Origin of the sequence: Duganella levis (assembly GCF_009857605.1) — a bacterium.
Classification (GTDB): domain Bacteria; phylum Pseudomonadota; class Gammaproteobacteria; order Burkholderiales; family Burkholderiaceae_D; genus Rugamonas; species Rugamonas levis.
Map to the genome: position 1 here is coordinate 114,623 of NZ_WWCT01000022.1, position 18,224 is coordinate 132,846.

The 18,224-nt window shown below is 61.3% G+C and carries 10 protein-coding genes; 3 read left to right on the top strand and 7 right to left on the bottom strand.

What is annotated here, in order from left to right:
- Nucleotides 1-2: 2 nt before the first annotated feature.
- The 5 genes from GTP69_RS23515 to GTP69_RS23535 all read right to left on the bottom strand — a co-directional run bounded on the left by GTP69_RS23515 (nucleotide 3) and on the right by GTP69_RS23535 (nucleotide 6,950).
- Complete coding sequence (locus GTP69_RS23515; RefSeq protein WP_161057144.1) at nucleotides 3-1,331, bottom strand: DUF2169 family type VI secretion system accessory protein; 1,329 nt, start codon at nucleotides 1,329-1,331, stop codon at nucleotides 3-5.
- 2 nt (nucleotides 1,332-1,333) lie between these two features.
- Nucleotides 1,334-3,484 (bottom strand): type VI secretion system Vgr family protein, encoded by a 2,151-nt coding sequence (locus GTP69_RS23520; protein WP_161057145.1) that lies wholly within the window; start codon nucleotides 3,482-3,484, stop codon nucleotides 1,334-1,336.
- 79 nt (nucleotides 3,485-3,563) lie between these two features.
- Nucleotides 3,564-4,544, bottom strand: a complete 981-nt coding sequence (tssG, locus tag GTP69_RS23525; RefSeq protein ID WP_161057146.1) for a type VI secretion system baseplate subunit TssG — start codon at nucleotides 4,542-4,544, stop codon at nucleotides 3,564-3,566.
- Nucleotides 4,508-6,349, bottom strand: coding sequence for a type VI secretion system baseplate subunit TssF (gene tssF / locus GTP69_RS23530; RefSeq protein WP_161057147.1), 1,842 nt, complete (start codon nucleotides 6,347-6,349; stop codon nucleotides 4,508-4,510). The genes tssG and tssF overlap by 37 nt, the downstream gene beginning before the upstream one ends.
- A 112-nt stretch (nucleotides 6,350-6,461) precedes the next feature.
- Nucleotides 6,462-6,950 (bottom strand): hypothetical protein, encoded by a 489-nt coding sequence (locus GTP69_RS23535; RefSeq protein ID WP_161057148.1) that lies wholly within the window; start codon nucleotides 6,948-6,950, stop codon nucleotides 6,462-6,464.
- 553 nt (nucleotides 6,951-7,503) lie between these two features.
- On the opposite strand from GTP69_RS23535, the gene GTP69_RS23540 reads away from it, so the two are divergent.
- Nucleotides 7,504-7,896 (top strand): hypothetical protein, encoded by a 393-nt coding sequence (locus GTP69_RS23540; protein WP_161057149.1) that lies wholly within the window; start codon nucleotides 7,504-7,506, stop codon nucleotides 7,894-7,896.
- A 14-nt stretch (nucleotides 7,897-7,910) separates the two neighbouring features.
- Here the strand turns inward: GTP69_RS23540 and GTP69_RS23545 are convergent, their stop codons facing one another.
- The gene (locus GTP69_RS23545) at nucleotides 7,911-10,976 is read right to left on the bottom strand and encodes a sensor domain-containing diguanylate cyclase (RefSeq protein ID WP_161057150.1); all 3,066 of its coding nucleotides are present in this window, start codon (nucleotides 10,974-10,976) and stop codon (nucleotides 7,911-7,913) included.
- Nucleotides 10,977-11,684 (bottom strand): 7-cyano-7-deazaguanine synthase QueC, encoded by a 708-nt coding sequence (queC, locus tag GTP69_RS23550; protein ID WP_161057151.1) that lies wholly within the window; start codon nucleotides 11,682-11,684, stop codon nucleotides 10,977-10,979.
- Between the two features lie 91 nt (nucleotides 11,685-11,775).
- On the opposite strand from queC, the gene GTP69_RS23555 reads away from it, so the two are divergent.
- Both GTP69_RS23555 and GTP69_RS23560 read left to right on the top strand, forming a co-directional pair.
- Nucleotides 11,776-13,632, top strand: a complete 1,857-nt coding sequence (locus GTP69_RS23555; RefSeq protein WP_161057152.1) for an autotransporter assembly complex protein TamA — start codon at nucleotides 11,776-11,778, stop codon at nucleotides 13,630-13,632.
- Nucleotides 13,632-18,170, top strand: a complete 4,539-nt coding sequence (locus GTP69_RS23560) for a translocation/assembly module TamB domain-containing protein (RefSeq protein WP_161057153.1) — start codon at nucleotides 13,632-13,634, stop codon at nucleotides 18,168-18,170. The genes GTP69_RS23555 and GTP69_RS23560 overlap by 1 nt, the downstream gene beginning before the upstream one ends.
- Nucleotides 18,171-18,224: the final 54 nt, after the last annotated feature.

An 18,224-nucleotide genomic window follows, 5' to 3' on the forward strand; every position in this document is an offset into this window, starting at 1 on the left:
ATTTACTTCTTGCCTGAATCATCTGGCGGATCTGCAAGATGCTGTGGACGATCCGTCCATTGATGTTGAATTAGCTGATCGAGGCGCGCTATCTGGTCACTTTTTACAATGTGCATAAGCCGCGCCTCAACCGAATTCCCATCCGCTGCGAGACAACCGCGCCACACCAGATCGACGCGCTGCGTTTGCGGATTGATGATCACCGTATCTATGACGAGCGGCAGCACGATTAATCGCTTGCTGATGTCGGCAACAAGCACAAACATGGCCTGCTGAGGCAAATCGAAACGCAGTACAGTATTGCCTTGATGATCTACGCGCGCGGCCTCGGCGTCTGGCGCGCAGAGATTAGTCAGCGTCAAGCATTCCTGACCATGCAAATAACCGCATTGTTGGTCGAACGGCGCGCAGTTCCAATATCCAAAGTCGAAATTTTCCGGCAACGACGGTACCTCATTGCGTTGCCATTCCGATTTCTCCGCAATGGCGCCGATCAGTGAGCGCCGTGGCATCCAGGCGCGCCCAATCGGCCCCATCCCCGCTGGCTGAAGCTCGCCATTTCCAGCCGCACAATCCTGGAACTGGCGCGCGGATATCGGCTGCGAAATATAGAATATTTGCGGCGCGGCGAGCGCTGTCTCGCCGAGCCTCTTCAAATACCAGCTCCGCGTAAAACCGCGCCCCAAAGGATTGCCCTGACAAGCCTCATGCAGTCCCTTATCACCGTCTATGCGGCACTCGCCTCCGCTCGCGAATTCATATCGCAAAGGCAAAGAAGCCAGTTTTTTTGGCGAGCTCAGGTACCAAGCAGGTGGATAAACCAGACCTAGCGTGAAGACGCGTACAGGCCACTGCCATAACCTCGCAAGCTTCGCCGAGCGTTTAAACCACTGCTGTCCGCAGACGATCAGCTGTTTTTTTATCAGCGACTCATCGTGGGGTCCAGCATCTCGCCGGTCCACACGCAGTGCGACGGCAAACTGCGTGATAGGAATTCCACGCGGCGCGTAGGCCACCGCGTTGACGACCACATCGCAGCGCGGTTTGAATGGCGCCAGATCACTTTCCTCCAGCACGCTCGCCGCCGGATTGCCATCGACGTGTATATCTTCGGTGTTGAGTTGAACAGCTTCATCACAAGGAGTGAGCCTCGACTTTCCATCCGCGCCGCAAGGCCCTAATCGGTAGCCGATTTTGGCAACGAAGATGTGAAATGCTGCACCGTGCTGATCAAGCGCATCAAACTGAATCGCGGCATGTGGCGTTCTGTTATCGAACACAATGCCGGGTACCGGCGAGTGCGCTGCTGACGGGAAGGAGTAGGGATCCATGTTCAGCCCGGGTTATGATCGATGTCATCGCCATGGACTTCCACTTTCTGCCGGCCTTGTATCAGTATTTCATCGGCCTCCAGCACGATGCGCGTCGGGGTGATCGTCAGCGTCGAGGAACCGACGGTGATCTGATGCTGGACTTCGGCGCTGAGCGAACTTTCCTGACCGACAATGACTTTTCTTGATAGTCCCACCTCCTCAAATTTCGCCATACCAATCGTGGTGTTCATTGCGCCAATGACTGTGGTTTGATATGCCGCGCCGACAAACAACGACTTGCCCAAGGCGATAGTTTCCTCCTTGGCCAGCACGACCCTTTCTTTTCGATTTCCATCAATAACGACTTCTTCGTTACCGCCGACGTGCTCTTCACGGTCTTGTCCGATAGCGATCTGTTCGGCGCCATTAACCTGTTCGGTACGGTTGTTGTGGATAGTGATCTTTTCGTCGTGCTTGACGGTCTCGGTGCGGTCGTGCCCCACGTCCACCACTTCGTCATGACCGACGCTTTTACTGCGGTTATTGCCGACCGAATGCGACTCATCATGTTCGACTTCGATACGCTGGTTTCTCTCCGCGTGTAGCCATACCTCTTCGGCGCCCTTCAAATCTTCGAATCGCAGCGCGTTGGCCTGTTCCGCTGTGCCACTGCGGCTGGAGCGAGTCAGCACACCACTCTGTGTTTTATTCGAGGGCAGCTCCCACGGCGGCATGTTGGCCGCGTTGTAGACACTGCCCACGACCAACGGCCGGTCGCAGTTCCCGTCGAGGAACTGAACCACCACCTCCTGCCCTATCCGCGGCACGCTGATCTGACCGAAACCGGCACCGGCGGTAGCGGTCATCACCCGTACCCACGGCGAGCTTTTTTCATCGGCCTTGCCATCCCGGTCCCAATGAAATTGGATGCGAACCCGTCCATACTCATCGGTATGGATATCCTCCCCTTCGGGACCGACCACCGTTGCCGTCTGCACACCATATATGCGGGTGTCGATACTCTGGGTTCCTTGCTGCGGGCGCCAGCGCGTACTCTTGGGTAGACCGATGAAGGTATTGGCATAGCGCGAAACGGTGCCTTGACCGTCATGATAATTGTTGCTGGCGAGGTGGCGCACTGATCGGATCAGATACTCACCCTGTCCTTCGCCGTTGATGTCACCGCTGAAATGACTGCTTAGTATGAAACACCGTCCGGGTTGTATTGCACGCGAGTTACTCTCGGCAGTGAAATCCCGCCCATGAGAATCTGCCGCCTCCATTCTCCGTCCAGCCAATGCTTCGCCATCGTCGTCATTCTTGAAGCCATAAGCGCCACTGTCCACGTAAAGTTCATAGGGTTCAATGGCGCCCTGCCGACTCTCGGACAGCCGTTCGCTGCGATCGCTGCACGCATGCTTGAAGTTGTAGCTGTTCACGGCATATTTTCCAGATGCGATACGCCGTATCGGCTGCCACTGGTTGATGCCGTCTTCCTCATGCGACCCAGCCGCGCTTTGATAAGCAATTTCACTGTTACCGTCGACCAGGCTCGATTGCGTACTATCGTCACCGATATACAGTGTGTGTCCGTCAAAGCGATGTTCATACCAGTAATAAATCCCGGCAGATTCCATGCGCCGGTGCACATGATTGTGATCGCTCTCGTTGTACTGCACGGCCAAGGTCAGCGTCGGATCAGTCGCCAGTAAGCGATATGTGTAATCACGTTGGAGATAGTTCTCAAAAACTTGATCGAATAGTTCAGTCAGCGATAAATTTTGAAACACCTTGCAGCCGCTGCGCAAGCGAAGCAAAGCGAGCCATGGCTTGAGCACCATCTGGTAAAAAGAAAACCCGCCATCGGTTTTCAAGAAACGGAATTCAAACACGTAGCCATTGAAGTACCGTAGCGTGCCATCATCCCGCACCAGCGAGATCGTCACCATTTTCCCAAGGACCGCTTGCAGGGGGATCAATGCATCCTCGGACAGCACTTCAACGTCATAGATGAAATCGGCAGATAGTGCTTCATCTGCGACCAGTGCATTCACCAGCATCACGCTGGCCGGCCCATCATTCTTCGGAAAATCCATGCGCAACAGTCGTTGGTTCTGCGGATCGCCGCCAGTTGCGGCGACGCGGGCTGCCACGGCTTGGCTAAGATTCATGTTGGCTATTCCTTCCAGGCTGTCACAGAGGACGAATGCATAACTTTAGCGGCCTGTTCAGATCTTGCCTTGCGGCAGATCAGATCCGATACCGCATATCCGAACGATCGCGTGTCTCCGGTCTGCTCAGCAAAAAGCTGTCGATCCCCAGTCTGGCGCTGGAGGTATTCGACAAAGTGACGCCTTGCACCTCAGCACAGGCAAGTATCAGTTGCACTTCGTAATGCAACCCCGACGTCTCAAACATGGACAGCACCTGTTTCAATTCGAGCGCGCCAGGACGACTCTCGAAAAAATTCTCATACTGTGTCTTTCCCAAAGGCCCCAGTTGAATCACAGCCGTCAGGTCGCGGCGCCAGATGCGCGCGCCGAGTACGGTGTTATCTCCCAAACGGACATTTTCTCCACCGAGCTCGGCTTGATGACAATCTTCAAGCCGGTGCCAACGCCCCACATGGGAAATCACTTTCACACAGATCTGGAAATAGTCGCTCAGCACCTGTTGCATCAGCACAGCTGACTGCGGCCGATGCCCAAACTGGGCGGCATAGCAGGCTGCTACCTGATCCGGTACTGTCTGGACTGTGCCACCGGACAAAGCCAACAACAATGGCATGAACCCATCGCGCTTGCCATGCGACGTTCGCAACTCCAGCCGGTGCTTGCGCCATGCCTCATAAAATAATGCTCCGAATCGATTTGAAAAAATATCGAAATACGCGTAGGTGGCTTCGCTGGCCGCCATGTCTCTGCATGCAGCGATGCGCTCCCCATAATGGTCAGGCATCACGCCATGGTTACCTAGAAAACCGAAAAATGCTGGCGTAATGGAAACACCAGATTCATCCAGTGTTAGTGACTCAATTTGACTGGCAGGAAATCCAGCATTCCGACTATTCTTGAAGTGCATAAGCTCAGTCAGCACTGTTCCAGGTGCCATGCCAGGGGCCGCCATCCATCGTTCCAGCAGCTGCACTGCTTGGAAAAACTCAAATCGGTAGGGATCATCCAGCAGTTGCTGAATCACGCCAGAAGCTCGGCGCCGCTTCGTGGTTGGCATCGAACAATCTCCTCACCAGTTTGTTTCGATAAGATAAGCAACTGGCTAAAAACATTAATCTGGCAATACAGACCGAAAAAATGCTCCAATACTTGCGCGAACAGATGAATGCCACTGCCAACGAATGCCTCTTCGTCAACAGTCATCCTTACCTCCACCCCTGGCATCAGCGACGCATTCGGCACGCCGGGTATCCAGGCCATGATGTTCTGACAGTGCAAGTCAACGATGCCGTCGATCTGGCGTTGCGTCCCACTGCTGCCAGACAGGTTGTAGAGCGTGAGCATCTGACGGAATTCATCCAACCCGGCATTGCTGAGGGCACGATGATTGAGCGTAAGATGAGCAATCAATCGCCAGTGGGCGCCATCCGCGGCGGGAAATCTGCGTGGCTTGCAAGGCTGGCGAAGAAGCCGTATCGGCGTGCGGGTAAACATGCCGTCCACATGTAGATCACCTTCCGGCAGCCCTGCTTTCAACTGCGTAGCACGTTGGCGATTACTACATAGCAGTTGGGCTGACAACGTCTGATTCTTTGCCTGCTCAGGTTTAAACTCCGCATTCACTAGGCTGATTCGCATCTCATGACCTGGACTTAACTCAGCCGTAGCGTCATCTCGCCGCATCACCCAGTACTGACCAGCGTGCTGTTCGTCGCCATGTCGAATGCTGTAAAACGGTTTCAGCTGCTGTATGCCGTCACGTCGCGACGCATCAGTAATCAGCGATGCCGACTCGATCCCATATATTTCGTAAGCTTCCGGACAGACGGTGTCTGCCAGCAAGGCGTAGTCGGAGGTCGTGTGCCGGATGTCGACCGGTGCCGACGAACGCTTGAAAAGGTTAGCAACAGGCACACAATGCATCAGCAGATTGCGCGGGACCAGCTTGCTTAGGATGTGTGCCAGCTTAGAGCCATGCTGCGCATCGTTCACAACCAGATGTAGCGTGAATTCGTCAGATTGCATCGGCAAGTGAGCAACGATATCGTTCCACATGATGTCGATGAAATTAAATTTTTCCGGATAAACGAAGTATTCAGTCAACAAACGGTAAGCAGGATGGGATCGTGGCGAGAACGGAATCAACGCCTCTGCTTCAGAGAAGCCGACGGCCTGGAGCGGGGTGTCTGCCAGAGCGTGCCAATGATTAATGCGGGGGAACGAGATATACGCCGCATGCACTCGTGTAAATAGCGTATCGCGCAAAGCTGCTGCCAGCGTCGGCTCGGCATCCAGAAACAGCCGAAGGTGCTTGAGCGAGAGGTCGGTAAGTGTCGACCTTCCGCTTTTGCTAAAGGTAATATCGATGCTTGAGGTAGCGCCGGCGTTCAGCCGCACCGACGTCGGCGCGTTAATGATGGGGTTGAATTGAAGATCGGAGATCGCAATCGGCGCGATAATCAGATCGGAAGCGCTGCGAAATTTGCATTTAACGCCCTGAACCGGCGGTGATTTGAATAGCGTTCCACGCGGTACCAGAGTAACAATCTCTGGCAACTCCACGGAAGAGGGCCCGAAGTCCAGATGTACGATCGAACAGGAGGGAAAGCTGCGCAGATAATGCGGGTAGAGCATTTCCAGCAGCGATTCGGTGAACAATGAATAATCGTCGTCCAGTCGCTTCGAAATCCGGGCCGCCAGCAGCGCGGACGCCTGGATTAAACGCTCCACATGGGGATCGTCGCAAGTATCTCCATTCATCAACAGACTGCCAGCAACGCCTGGATAGCGCTCCGCAAATCCTCGGCACAGGCGCCGCAGCAACGCCAGTTCCGCCTCATAATGCGGCAAAAGATCCTTCATCGCCTGCTCCCCTCTTCTCTGGACAGGCTATGCTGACACCGAAGCAGAGGGAGATTATTGAGTTAAAGCAAGAGCAGGCAAGAAGCGGGCCCCGACGAGTCCGCTGCTGAGGTCAGGGCTTTTTGTAGCCGTTTTCGATCCAGCTCGACGCGCTGGCAACGCTGAGCTTGAAAGTCGGGGCGACGCGCACCCGCGCCAGCTCTTCGCCGTACTGGTCGAAGGCGGTCAGCGTGGCGTACGGATCGTCCTCGTCCGGGGTGATGTCCAGGCACACCTTGAACTGGCCGTCATCGGTGTTGACGAACACGTTCTTGTGCAACTGGGCATGCAATTGCTGCTCATGGCGGCGGATCACCTCGTTGGCGGTCTTGACCAGCGTGTTGAAGGCGTTGACGTCCAGCGGCTTGGGATTCTTCTTGTCGCGGCCCATGGTCCACGGACCGACCAGCGCCGGTTCCGGCTCGCCGTCCTTGATCATCGCCACCGCCCAGCCGTCGTCATCGTCGTTCTTGATCACGCGCGCAGTCCAGCCATTGCCTTGCCACAGGCGGTCTTCTTGTACCAGGGCATCATCATCGGAATCGGGGAAATCATTAGGCATGTTCGGGCTCGGTGGAAGGAGATGGGGGCCGAATGATACAACAATAGGAAAGGCCCGCCGAGGCGGGCCTTCATGATGCGTAAACGACAAGCTTAACAAGTCATGCAAGGTGCCCGTTCCATGATGGGCGGCTTAGGCGGCGCGATGCGCGGATCAATGGCCGGCTCCGGCATCTGATAGCTGAACGGCGTAATGATAATCGGCGGTATCGTGGGGGGTGCCGATGGCGGGCCTTTCGGGCCTCCGCCGGACAAACGCGGGGCGCTACGCTGGCGCCGTGTGCATCGAGGTGCGGAAGGGATCGATTGCCCTTCGCTCATTGCTAGCCAAGCCATGTTCCTGCCCTCCGTTGGGAAGTGAGATTATCAGTTTAGACCAACATATCTTTAAATCAAGGCGCAATTCCATTTAACTGACCGCTCGGCGCCCCGCCCACGCGTTCCATCCCGTCAATTCGCCGGTCTGTCGCAATCCGATGGCCCACAAAGGGCGACGCCGGTACAGTTCAACCATGCCAAACGGCACTGAACAACATCAACAGACGGGGTACGCCATGAACACCAACGCTAAAAAACTGATCTTCGCCGCCGTGATCTTCCTGCTGGCCGTTGCGGCCTGCCAATCGATCTTTGGTGACGGTATGAACATCAACATCGATGGCGACGAGATCGATGGTCCGCTGGGCGCGGTACTGGGTGTGTTCTTCGGCGGCGCCGGTCTGCTGCTGGCCGGCCTGATCATGACCTGCGTGGCGGTCTTCCTGTGCCTGCTGTTTGCCGGCCTCGGCATCATGGCGGTGGTGGGCGTGGCCCTGGCGGCGGTGATCGTGGTGGCCTGTGTGTCGCCCCTGCTGCTGCCGCTGCTGGTGCCGGTCGGCCTGTACTGGCTGTTCGTCAGCCGTCCACGCAAACAACGCCGCCTGGCGACCATGCAACAAGCAATCTGATTGAAGGCCGCTTTTTAGTCCAAGTTTAAACCGGAAGCGGCCGGGACCTGATGCCCCGGCCGATCCGCCTCACCATCCATCTGCTCCACCCGATTACGTCCAGCCCGCTTGGCCCGGTACAACGCCTGGTCGGCACGAATCAAAGCCTGATCCCCTCCCGGCGTTTTACCCCCCATCGCAGCAATACCGATACTCACGGTGATGTTCAGCGTCACGCCATCATCCAGCCGCATCGGCGTCTGCTCCACTCGCTGCCGCAGCCGCTCGGCAAACACCGCCGCCGCCGTCAGCTCGGTCCCCGGCAACAACAGCGCAAACTCCTCGCCGCCAATCCGCCCCAGCATATCGATCTTGCGCTGGCCTTCGCACATCAGGTCAGCCAGCTGGCGCAGCACGGCGTCGCCGGCCGCGTGGCCGTATTCATCGTTGATGCGCTTGAAGTGGTCGATGTCCAGCAACAGCACCGCCGCGCTGGCGCCGATGTCGCGTTGCAGCCGGCCCTCCTCTTCCTGCAAGCGGCCCATGAATTCGCGCCGGTTCGGCAGGCCGGTAAGGAAATCGGTGGTGGCCAGCACGCGCAGCTCGTCGTCCATGCGGCGCCGTTCGGTGATGTCCAGCGTCGAGACGATGACGAAGTCCAGGCTGTGCGTATGGCCCGGCATCACCAGCAGCGTCAGTTCGTTCAGGCGCGCCACGCCGTCCAGCCGCTCGAAGCTGCCCTCGCAGGCGAAGAAGTGCTGGCCCTGCGCCAGCGCGGTCACGGCGCGGGCAAAGTTGGGCATGGCGGCGGCGTCGAAATTCTGCGCCAGCGTCAGCGCGCCGATGTCCTTGCGGCCCGGCGGCGCCGCCACCTGTTCCAGCGCGGCCGCGTTCACGTCGAGGATGCGCACCAGTGACGCCAACCGCCGCAGCTGGCTGGGATTGGCCTGCAAATAGGCCGCCAGATCTTCGATGCCCGACAGTTCCAGCTCGGCCAGCGCGCCGCGCACCGCCGACCAGTCCTGCTCCCACAGCGCCACCGGCGCGTGGTCGTACAGGCTGCGGAAACGCGCCTCGCCGATACGCAAGGCTTCCGCCGCCTGCGCCTGTTCGATGGCGATGCCGGCCAGCCGCGCGCCCTGCTCGATCAGCGCGATATTGGCCAGGCTAGGCAGGCGCGCTTCGCGGTGGTAGATGGCAAAAGTGCCCAGCACCGAACCGCTGGTGCTGATGATGGGATCGGACCAGCACGAGCCCAATTGCGCCTGCAACGCCAGGTCGCGGTATTCACCCCACGACGGCGCCAGACGGATATCTTCGACGATCACCCGGCTGCGCGTGCGCACCGCCAGCCCACAGGCGCCCGCGCCGTCGCGGATCGCCATGCCGTGGATGGCGGCGTTGTAGAAGCCCGGCAGACTGGGGGCGGCGCCGACCAGCAGATGCTCGCCACTGTCGTCCAGCAGCAGAATGCTGCACATCATGTCCTCGTTGTCCGCCTCCACACCCAGCACCACGCTTTCCAGAATGGTTTGCAGCGGCGCGCCGGTGGCCAGCAGTTCCAGCACATGGCGGCGGGTCTGTTCGCGCCGCGATATCTGGGTGCGTTCGGTGATGTCGCGGAAGGACCAGATACGCGCTGGCTCGCTGCCCAGTTGCAGGCCGCGCGTGTGCTTCTCGATCACGCGGCCATCCTTCAGGTGCAGCACTTCGTGTTCCTCTTCCAACGCCGCGCCGCGCTGCACGCCGGGTAGCGTCAGTTGCTCCGGCTCGTCCAGCCGCAGGCCGCATTCGGGATGGCGCAGCTGGCCGCACATATGCGTCATCAGCACCGCACCGTCGCTTTGCCAGTCCAGGTGTTCCGGCACGTTCCACAATTCGCGGAAGCGGCGGTTGGAGTTGAGTACCGCGCCTTTCAGGTTGTCGACCAAAATACCATCGATGGTCGAGTCCAGAATGCTGCGCAACATGGCCTGGCTGCGCTGCGCGCTGTCGGCCATCACCATCAGCGTGGCCTGGCCCTCCTTCAGTTCCTCGGCCAATGCGCGGCTGCGCCGCATGCCTGCGCGGGCGTGCACGCGGCCGCGCGCCAGCAGCCAGGTCAAGCAGGCCAGCAGGGTGCTGAGCGCCACGCCCAGCGCGCCGATCACCTGGGCCTTGTCGGTGCGCGCCGTGCCGCCACCGGGCAGCGTGGCGATGCGCAGCGTCCAGCGGTGGTTGGCGATGCTGATCTGCTGGCGCGTGACGCGCACCGTGTCGTGCGCTTGCGGCACGCTGTCGTACATCAGCGCTTCAGGCGTGATGACGCCGCCGTCGTAGATTTCCACATCCAGCGCGGCGGCGCGCGGGCCGCCCAGCCCCGCCATCAGATCGCCGACGCGAAACGGCGCAAACACCCAGCCGCTGATGGCGCTGCGGCGCTGCGCCAGCGTGACGATCGGCTGCGGATGGTTATACACCGGCAGCACCACCAGGAAGCCCGATTGCGCCGGTTCGCCCACTTCCTGCACCAGCCGGATCTTGGCGCTCATGGCCGGCTGGCCGGAATCGCGCGCCTGTTCCAGCGCGGTGCGGCGGCGCTCCTCGGAGCCGGTATCGTAGCCGAAGGCGTGGCGGTTGTTGTCGTTGAACGGCTCCAGGTAGACGATCGGCGCGTACCAGTCGCGCTCACCCGGCGGGAAGATGCGGTAATCGGGAAAGCCCTGGCGCCGCACCAGCGCCTCATGCGCCTCGCGCTGCTGCGGTCCGATCAGCTTCATGTAGCCGACGCCGTGCACGCCGGGGAAGTGGCGGTTGAGATCCTGGCCGGTGAGATAGGTGCGGAATTCGTCGCGGTCGACATCCTGCGAACTGGCGAACAGCCCCTGCACGCCATACAGCGCCTGCACATAGGTTTGCATGCGCTGGTCCAGATTATTGACCAGCTCCCGCACGCGGCCGTCGAAATCGGCCTGCGCATCCTGCTCGGCATCGGCCAGCGCGCCATGCCATAGCACAGCAGTTACGCCCAGACAGCCGCTCAGCACCAGCGCAGGCAGGACGCTCGGCGAGAGCAGTTCCTGCAGCAGTCTGCGCAGCCTTGCCTGGGCGTCGGCCCGCATTTACACCTCGGTGCCCACGAACTGGTGATAGCCACGGGCGCGCAGGGCGCAGGCCGGGCAGGTGCCGCAGCCGTAACCCCAATCGTGCAGCGCGCCGCGCTCCCCCAGATAGCAGGTGTGGGTGCCTTCACGGATCAGGTCCACCAGCGCCTGGCCGCCCAGCTCCTGGGCCAGTTCCCAGGTCTGCTTTTTGTCGCGCCACATCAGAGGCGTTTCCAGCTTGATGCGGGTGTCCATGCCCAGGTTGAGCGCCACTTGCAGCGCCTTCATGGTGTCGTCGCGGCAGTCCGGATAGCCGGAGAAGTCGGTCTCGCACATGCCGCCCACCAGCACCGTCAGGCCGCGGCGATAGGCCACGGTAGCGGCCACCGTCATGAACAGCAGGTTGCGGCCAGGGACAAAGGTGTTCGGCAGGCCGTTGGCCTGGGTTTCAATCGCGATATCGTGGGTCATCGCGGTTTGTGAAATGGCTGAGATCAGCGACAGGTCGATCATGTGGTCTTCGCCCAGCTTGGCGTTCCAGTCGGCCGACTGTTCGCGCAGGCTTTGCAGCAGCTTGGGACGCACCGTCAGCTCGACGGCGTGACGTTGTCCGTAGTCGAAACCGATGGTTTCAACGCGGGCGTAGTGTTTCAGGGCCCAGGCCAGGCAGGTGGTGGAGTCTTGACCTCCGCTAAACAGGACCAGGGCGGAATCGGTAGGCAGCATAGTTCTTTCCAGATGAAGCAATCTTATAAGTACGCCATCTTTCAGGGCAATCCGGTAACATACTCACTAGCGTACACCCAGATGGAGTCTCATGTTACCGGCATCGCCAGCAAAAAAACGGACAGGATCACGAATTTTGGCACAAGTTGTGACAAAAGGGTCCGCCTGCCTCACTGCGGCCCTGCTGTCCGTGGTGGCGCAGGCGGCCGAAGGCCTGAAATACGAGGTCCGCATCGATGCGCCCAGCGAGGTGCGCGACCTGCTCGAACATAATCTGGACCTGGTGCGTTTTCGCGGCAACGACCGCATCGACCGCGAACAGCTGCAACGGCTGGTGCGGGTGGCGCCGGAGCAGATCCGCACGCTGGTAGCAACCGATGGTTACTATTCGCCGGTGGTCAGCGCCACCATGGACCGCGAAGCGGCCGGCACGCCGGTGGTGCAGGTCAAGGTGGTGCCGGGCGAACCGGTACGCGTGGGTGAGGTCGATCTGAGCCTGCAGGGCTTTGTCCCCAATCCCGAGCAGCCGGCCGACAAGCAGTTTGACGTCAATACGCTGAAAGCCACCTGGCCGCTGAAAAAAGGCATGGTGTTCCGCCAGGATGAATGGGAATCCGCCAAACGGGCGATTTTGCGTTCGGTAGTGCAGACGCGCTATCCGCGCGCGCAACTGGTGGAAAGCCAGGCCACGGTGGACCCGGAGTCGCACCTGGCCAATCTGCGGGTGGCGATCGACAGCGGGCCGGAACTGCGCTTCGGCGAGTTGCGCATCGAAGGCTTGAAGCGCTACCCGGAAAAGGTGGTGCGCAACCTGAATCAAATCAGTCCCGGCGACTACTACAGCGAAGCAGCGCTGCAATCGTACCAATCGCGCTTACAGGATACCGGCTATTTCGCCAGTGTGGAAGTCAGCGCCGATACCAGTGCCGTCCTCACCGAGCAGCTGGACGCCGCCGCCATGACGCCGGAGCAGAACGCCAGCGCCGCCATGGCGCCATTGCCGCTGCTGGTACGGGTGGTGGAAAACAAGCGCAAGAACGTCAGCGCGGGTGTCGGTTATTCGACCAACACCGGCAACCGGACCTCGCTGACCTATGACGATCTGGCGATCTTCGGCCTGCGCATGAAAAGCGCGCTGACGCTGGAGACCAAGAAGCAGACCGCCACCACCAACTTCTACTTCCCGGTCACGCCGGAAGGCTATAACGACAGCATCGGCGCCTCGTTTGAGCGCAGCGATATTTCGGGCGAGGTGACCAGCGTGGCCAGCATCGCCGGCAAGCGCACCTGGGGCACGCCGCTGCTGGAACGTTCACTGACGCTGGAGCTGCTGACCGAGACCAAGACCATCGGCGGCATCCCATCGAGCCAGAGCAAGAGTTTGCCGCTGACGTATGGCGTCACCTGGCGCAAGCTGGATAACCTGCTGTTCCCGACCAAGGGCTATGCGCTCAATGCGCAGCTGGGCGGCGCGCTGCTGCCGATCCTGACCGACGAAGCGTTTGTGCGCGGCTATGCGCGCGGCGTGTTGTACATGCCGCTGAGCGTCAGCACCAATGCCATCTTCCGTGGCGAGTTGGGTGCGCTGGGCTCACGCGACAAGAACGGCGTGCCGGCGGTGTATCAGTTCCGCGCCGGTGGCGACCAGTCGGTGCGCGGCTACGGCTATCAGGAGCTGGGCGTGCCGGTGGATGGCGCGATTACCGGCGGCCGTTACCTGGCCACGGCCAGCGCGGAGTATCAGTACTGGTTCAAGCCGCAGTATGGTGCGGCGGTGTTCTACGATGCGGGTAATGCGGGAGATACGATCAGCGCGCTGCATCCAAAGTCCGGCTACGGCGTGGGTGCGCGCTGGAAGAGCCCTGTGGGGCCGATCAACGTCGATGTCGCGTATGGACACGCGGTTCATAAATATCGTTTGCACTTCTCGCTGGGATTCACTTTCTGATGGCTGAACAAGACAACCCTTCTCAAGATAACGCTGCGCCGGCCGCCAAGCCGCGTCGCTGGCCGCGCCGCGTGGCGATCGGCTTCGGCGTGCTGGTGGTGCTGCTGGTTGGCGCGTTCTGGCTGCTGGGCCGCGAGTCGACCTTGCAGCAGCTGGTGCAGCGGATTTCCACCGCCAGCGGCGGGCAGATTGCGGTGACGGGCGTGAGCGGGTCGCTGTACCACCGCATGCACATCGATAAGCTGGTGTACCGCAGCAAAGGCAGCGTGGTGACAGCGGAACAGATTGATATCAACTGGTCGCCGTTGCAGTATTTTTCGGAAGGGCTGACCATCAGTGAGCTGCATACCCGCAGCCTGCTGGTGCAGAGTAGCGGGCCATCCGATCCGTCGACGATGCCGGAGACCCTGGCGTCGCCGATCAAGCTGAGTATCTCGGATGGGCGGCTGGACAAGCTGACGCTGACCAACGATACCGGCAGCAACGTCATCGACAACCTGCGCTTCCAGCTGGAGGGCGACAAGCAGGCGTGGCGTTTGCAAAGCGCCTCCGCGCACACGGCGTTCGGCGACATCAAGGCCGATGCAACCATCGCCGGCGCCAAGCCATTCGCGCTGCAAGGCAAGGCGACGCTGGTCTACGGTGTCTCAGCGCCGGCAGGTACGGCAATCACCGGCGGTGCGTCGGGGCCCGGCGGCGCGGCGGCGAATGGCGTGGCCGCAACGGGCGGCATGCCGGCTGGCGGCGCGAAGCTGGCGGTGCAGGCCAGCGGCGATTTGGCGCTACTCCAGTTGAAGGTACAAGGCGCGGCCAATGGCGCGAGCGGCGACGTGGCGCTGGCATTGGCGCCGTTCGATCCGATCATCCTGCGCGCCATCGACCTGACCGGGCGTGATCTCGATCCCGCCGGCTTCAACGCCGAATGGCCGGAAGCGAAGTTCGGCCTCAAACTGACCGCCGCCATCGCCAAGGACCAAAAACTCTCCGGCCAGTTCGCCTTGGTCAACCAAGGCAGGGCCGCGCCGCTGGATCAGAAAGGCCTTCCCCTGCAAGCCTTCAGCGGACGCCTGGACGGCACCCTCACTTCCTCCTTGCTGGACAACGTGCTGCTGGACCTCGGCGCCGCAGGCAAATTCACCGGCGGCGGCAAAGTAGACCGCAGCGGCCCGGACGCAGGCATCGACGCCGCCAACTTCAAGCTGCACACCGACCGCTTCGACCTGAAAGACATCCACACCAGTATCAACAAAACCGCCATCGCCGGCGATATCTCCCTCACCAGCACACCGAAGAAGCAAGCGCTGACCGCCAATCTGGCCGACAAAGGTCTGCGCCTCGATCTGCAAGCCTCACTGGCCGACGCGCTGCTGCAAGTGCATCAAGTCCGCCTGCAAGCCAAAAAAGGCAGCATCACCGCCATCGGCCAGGCCAGCCTGAAAGACAAACAACCGTTCAGCGCCAAGCTGACCGCCGACCACTTCGATCCGTCCGCGCTCGGCACCGGCTACCCCATCGCCGACCTGAATGCCGACATCAACGCCAAAGGCTACCTGTCGCCGGCATGGCAAGTGGCGGCCGCGTTCCAGATCAAGGCCAGCAAGTTGATGGGCCAGACGCTGACCGGCAACGGCAAACTGAATGCAGACGCTAAACACATCAGCGGCGTCGACGCGCACCTGGCCATGGCGCAGAACACGGCAGACGTCAGCGGCAATTTCGGCGCACCGGGCGAGCAGTTGAAGTGGAAGATCGACGCGCGCCAGTTGTCTGCGGTGAGCAGCGATTTGTTAGGCGCCATCACCGCCAGCGGCGTGGTCACAGGCAGCATGGAAGCGCCGCGCAGCAGCTTTGAAGCGGATGCCAAAGGCCTGGCCCTGGCGTCGGCCGTAGTCAAGCGGCCAAGCGACAGCCTGATACACGCGGCCGGCGACGTGGCCGTGGTCAAAGGCACGCCGGAGCTGAAACTGAGCGGCACCGTGCAGCGTTTTAATCCGCTGTCGTTTGGCGCGGCGCAGGCGGGCTCCGTCAACGCTAACTTTAGCGGCGATGCGCGCCTGTCCAGCGATTGGCGCGCGGGCGTCAACCTGACCTTGCAGCCTTCTACGTTTGCCAATGCGCCGTTGTCCGGCTATGCCAAGCTGACAGCGTCCAAGGGCAGCGTGAACAACGCGGATATCGATTTGCATCTGGCGACCAACAGCTTGCAGGCCAAGGGGAGCTTTGGCAGCGCGCTCGATAAGCTGGAGTGGAAACTCGATGCGCCGCAACTTGGGTCGCTCGGGCCGCAGTTCGGCGGCGTGCTGCGCGCGAACGGCACGCTGTCCGGCACCGCTGCGCGGCCAGCGCTGGCGCTCACGCTGGACGGCAGCAACCTGCGCGCACCCGGCCAGCAGCAAGTGGGCAGCATCCGCGGCAGCGCCACGCTGGGCAATACGATTGCGATGGCTAGCAGCGCGCCAGCGAACGCGAAACGGGGAGCGGCGGCGGAAGCAATGGCCGACGTGCCACTGGTCAGCGACATCGAAATCACGCGCTACGTCTCCCCTGCCATCTCGCTCGACAAGGTGCGGCTGCAAACCAGCGGCACGCGCTCCGCCCACATCATCCAGCTGAGCGCCGCCAACCCGGACTTCGACGCCGCCCTGCGCGTCAAAGGCAGCTGGGCCAATGACACCTGGACCGGCGCCATCGACACGCTGCAAAACAAAGGCCGCTTCGCCCTCACGCTGGCTGCCCCGGCACCGCTGAAACTGACCGCACCGGCAGACACCGGCGTCGCCGGCCTGCTCAAGCCCGAACAGATCGCGCTGGGCAGTACCACCATCAAACTCCCCGCCGGCACCATCCGCATCGACAACCTGGAAAAATCCGGCGCCGCATGGCGCAGCAAAGGCCAGGCCGCCGGCGTGCCGGTCAACTACCTCGCGCAGCTGTCCGACGCCTGGCGCGACAACGTCCGCAGCAACATGACCATCGGCGCCGAATGGGGTCTGGACCTGCAAGCCACCAGCCGCACGCTGGCCGGCATGGTCCACGTCTACCGCGAACAGGGCGACCTGACCATCATCGGCGCCGACCTGCCGCAAGCGCTCGGCCTGCGCACGCTGGACGCCCGCGCTGACGTCAACGACGGCACGCTGCGGGTCCAGCTCAACGTCGACGGCACCCGCGCCGGCCAGGCCAAACTGGATGGCAGCGCCCAACTGCGCGACGGTCGCCTGGCCGACGACAGTACCTTCACCCTGACCGGCAGCGCCAATATGGGCTCCCTCGCTTGGCTGGCGCCACTGGCCGGCCAACCGGGCCTGGAAATCGACGGCACCTTCAAGATGGCCGTCAACGGCAGCGGCACCATCGGCGCGCCGCAGCTGAGCGGCGACATCACCGGCGACAAGCTGGTGGTCAACTGGCTCGATCAGGGCATCAAGCTGCGCAACGGCCAGTTGCAGGCGCGCCTGACCGGCGACCAGCTGCAACTGCAAAAGCTGGCCTTCGACGGCAACCAAGGCCGCGCGCAAGCGGATGGCTGGATACGCTACGCCGCCAACGAAGCCACCATGCAGCTCAAGCTGACCGCCGACAAACTGGAAGTGCTGTCGCGTCCCGACCGTATCCTGGTGGTCAGCGGCACCAGCACCTTGACGCGCGACGCCAAGCGCTTCCAGCTGGACGGCAAATTCCGCGCCGCCCGCGCCAACATCGAACTGGCCGGCGCCGACACGCCGACACTGAGCGACGACGTGGTCATCGTCGGCAAAGGTGCAGCGCCAACCAAGGCCGCACAAGGAATGCCGCTGAATATCGACGTCGAAGCGGACCTCGGCGACGACTTCAATCTGCAAGGCAAAGGGCTGGAGGCGCAGCTGGCCGGATCGCTGCGCATCCGCGTGGCAGACCGCCGGCCGCCGCGCGTCACCGGCAGCATTCGCGTGGCCAGCGGCACCTACGCGGCATATGGGCAAAAACTGGTGATCGATCGCGGCGTGATCAACTTCACCGGCGCCTACGATAATCCGGGCCTCAACATCCTCGCCGTGCGCCGTGGGCCGGAAGGCGAAGCGCTGAGCGAAACCAATGTGGAAGCGGGCGTGGAAGTGCGCGGCACCGCGCTGGCGCCGCAGGCCAAGCTGGTCTCCACGCCATCGGTATCCGATAGCGACAAGCTGGCGTGGCTGGTACTGGGCCACGGCATCGACAGCACGCAGGGCAACGACATGGCGCTGCTCGGCACCGCCGCCGGCGCGCTGTTTGGCGGCGCCGGCCAAGGCAAGCTGGCCAAGTCGCTGGGGGTGGATGAACTGGGCGTGGGCCAGGCGGCCGGCACCTCGTCGGCAGGTGCGGCGACCGGCTTGCAGAATACCGTGGTCACGGTCGGCAAGCGCATCTCGTCGCGCGCCTACCTGAGTTTTGAACAGGGTGCGAGCACGGCGACCAGCCTGGTCAAGCTCAAATACAAACTGAACCCGCGCATCACGCTGCAATTCCAGACCGGCACCAACAACGCGCTGGACGTGCTGTACACCTGGGCGTTTGACTAGGTCGGATTGTGGTCGGGGACAGGATCATCCTGCGGCACCGGATGCGGAACATTC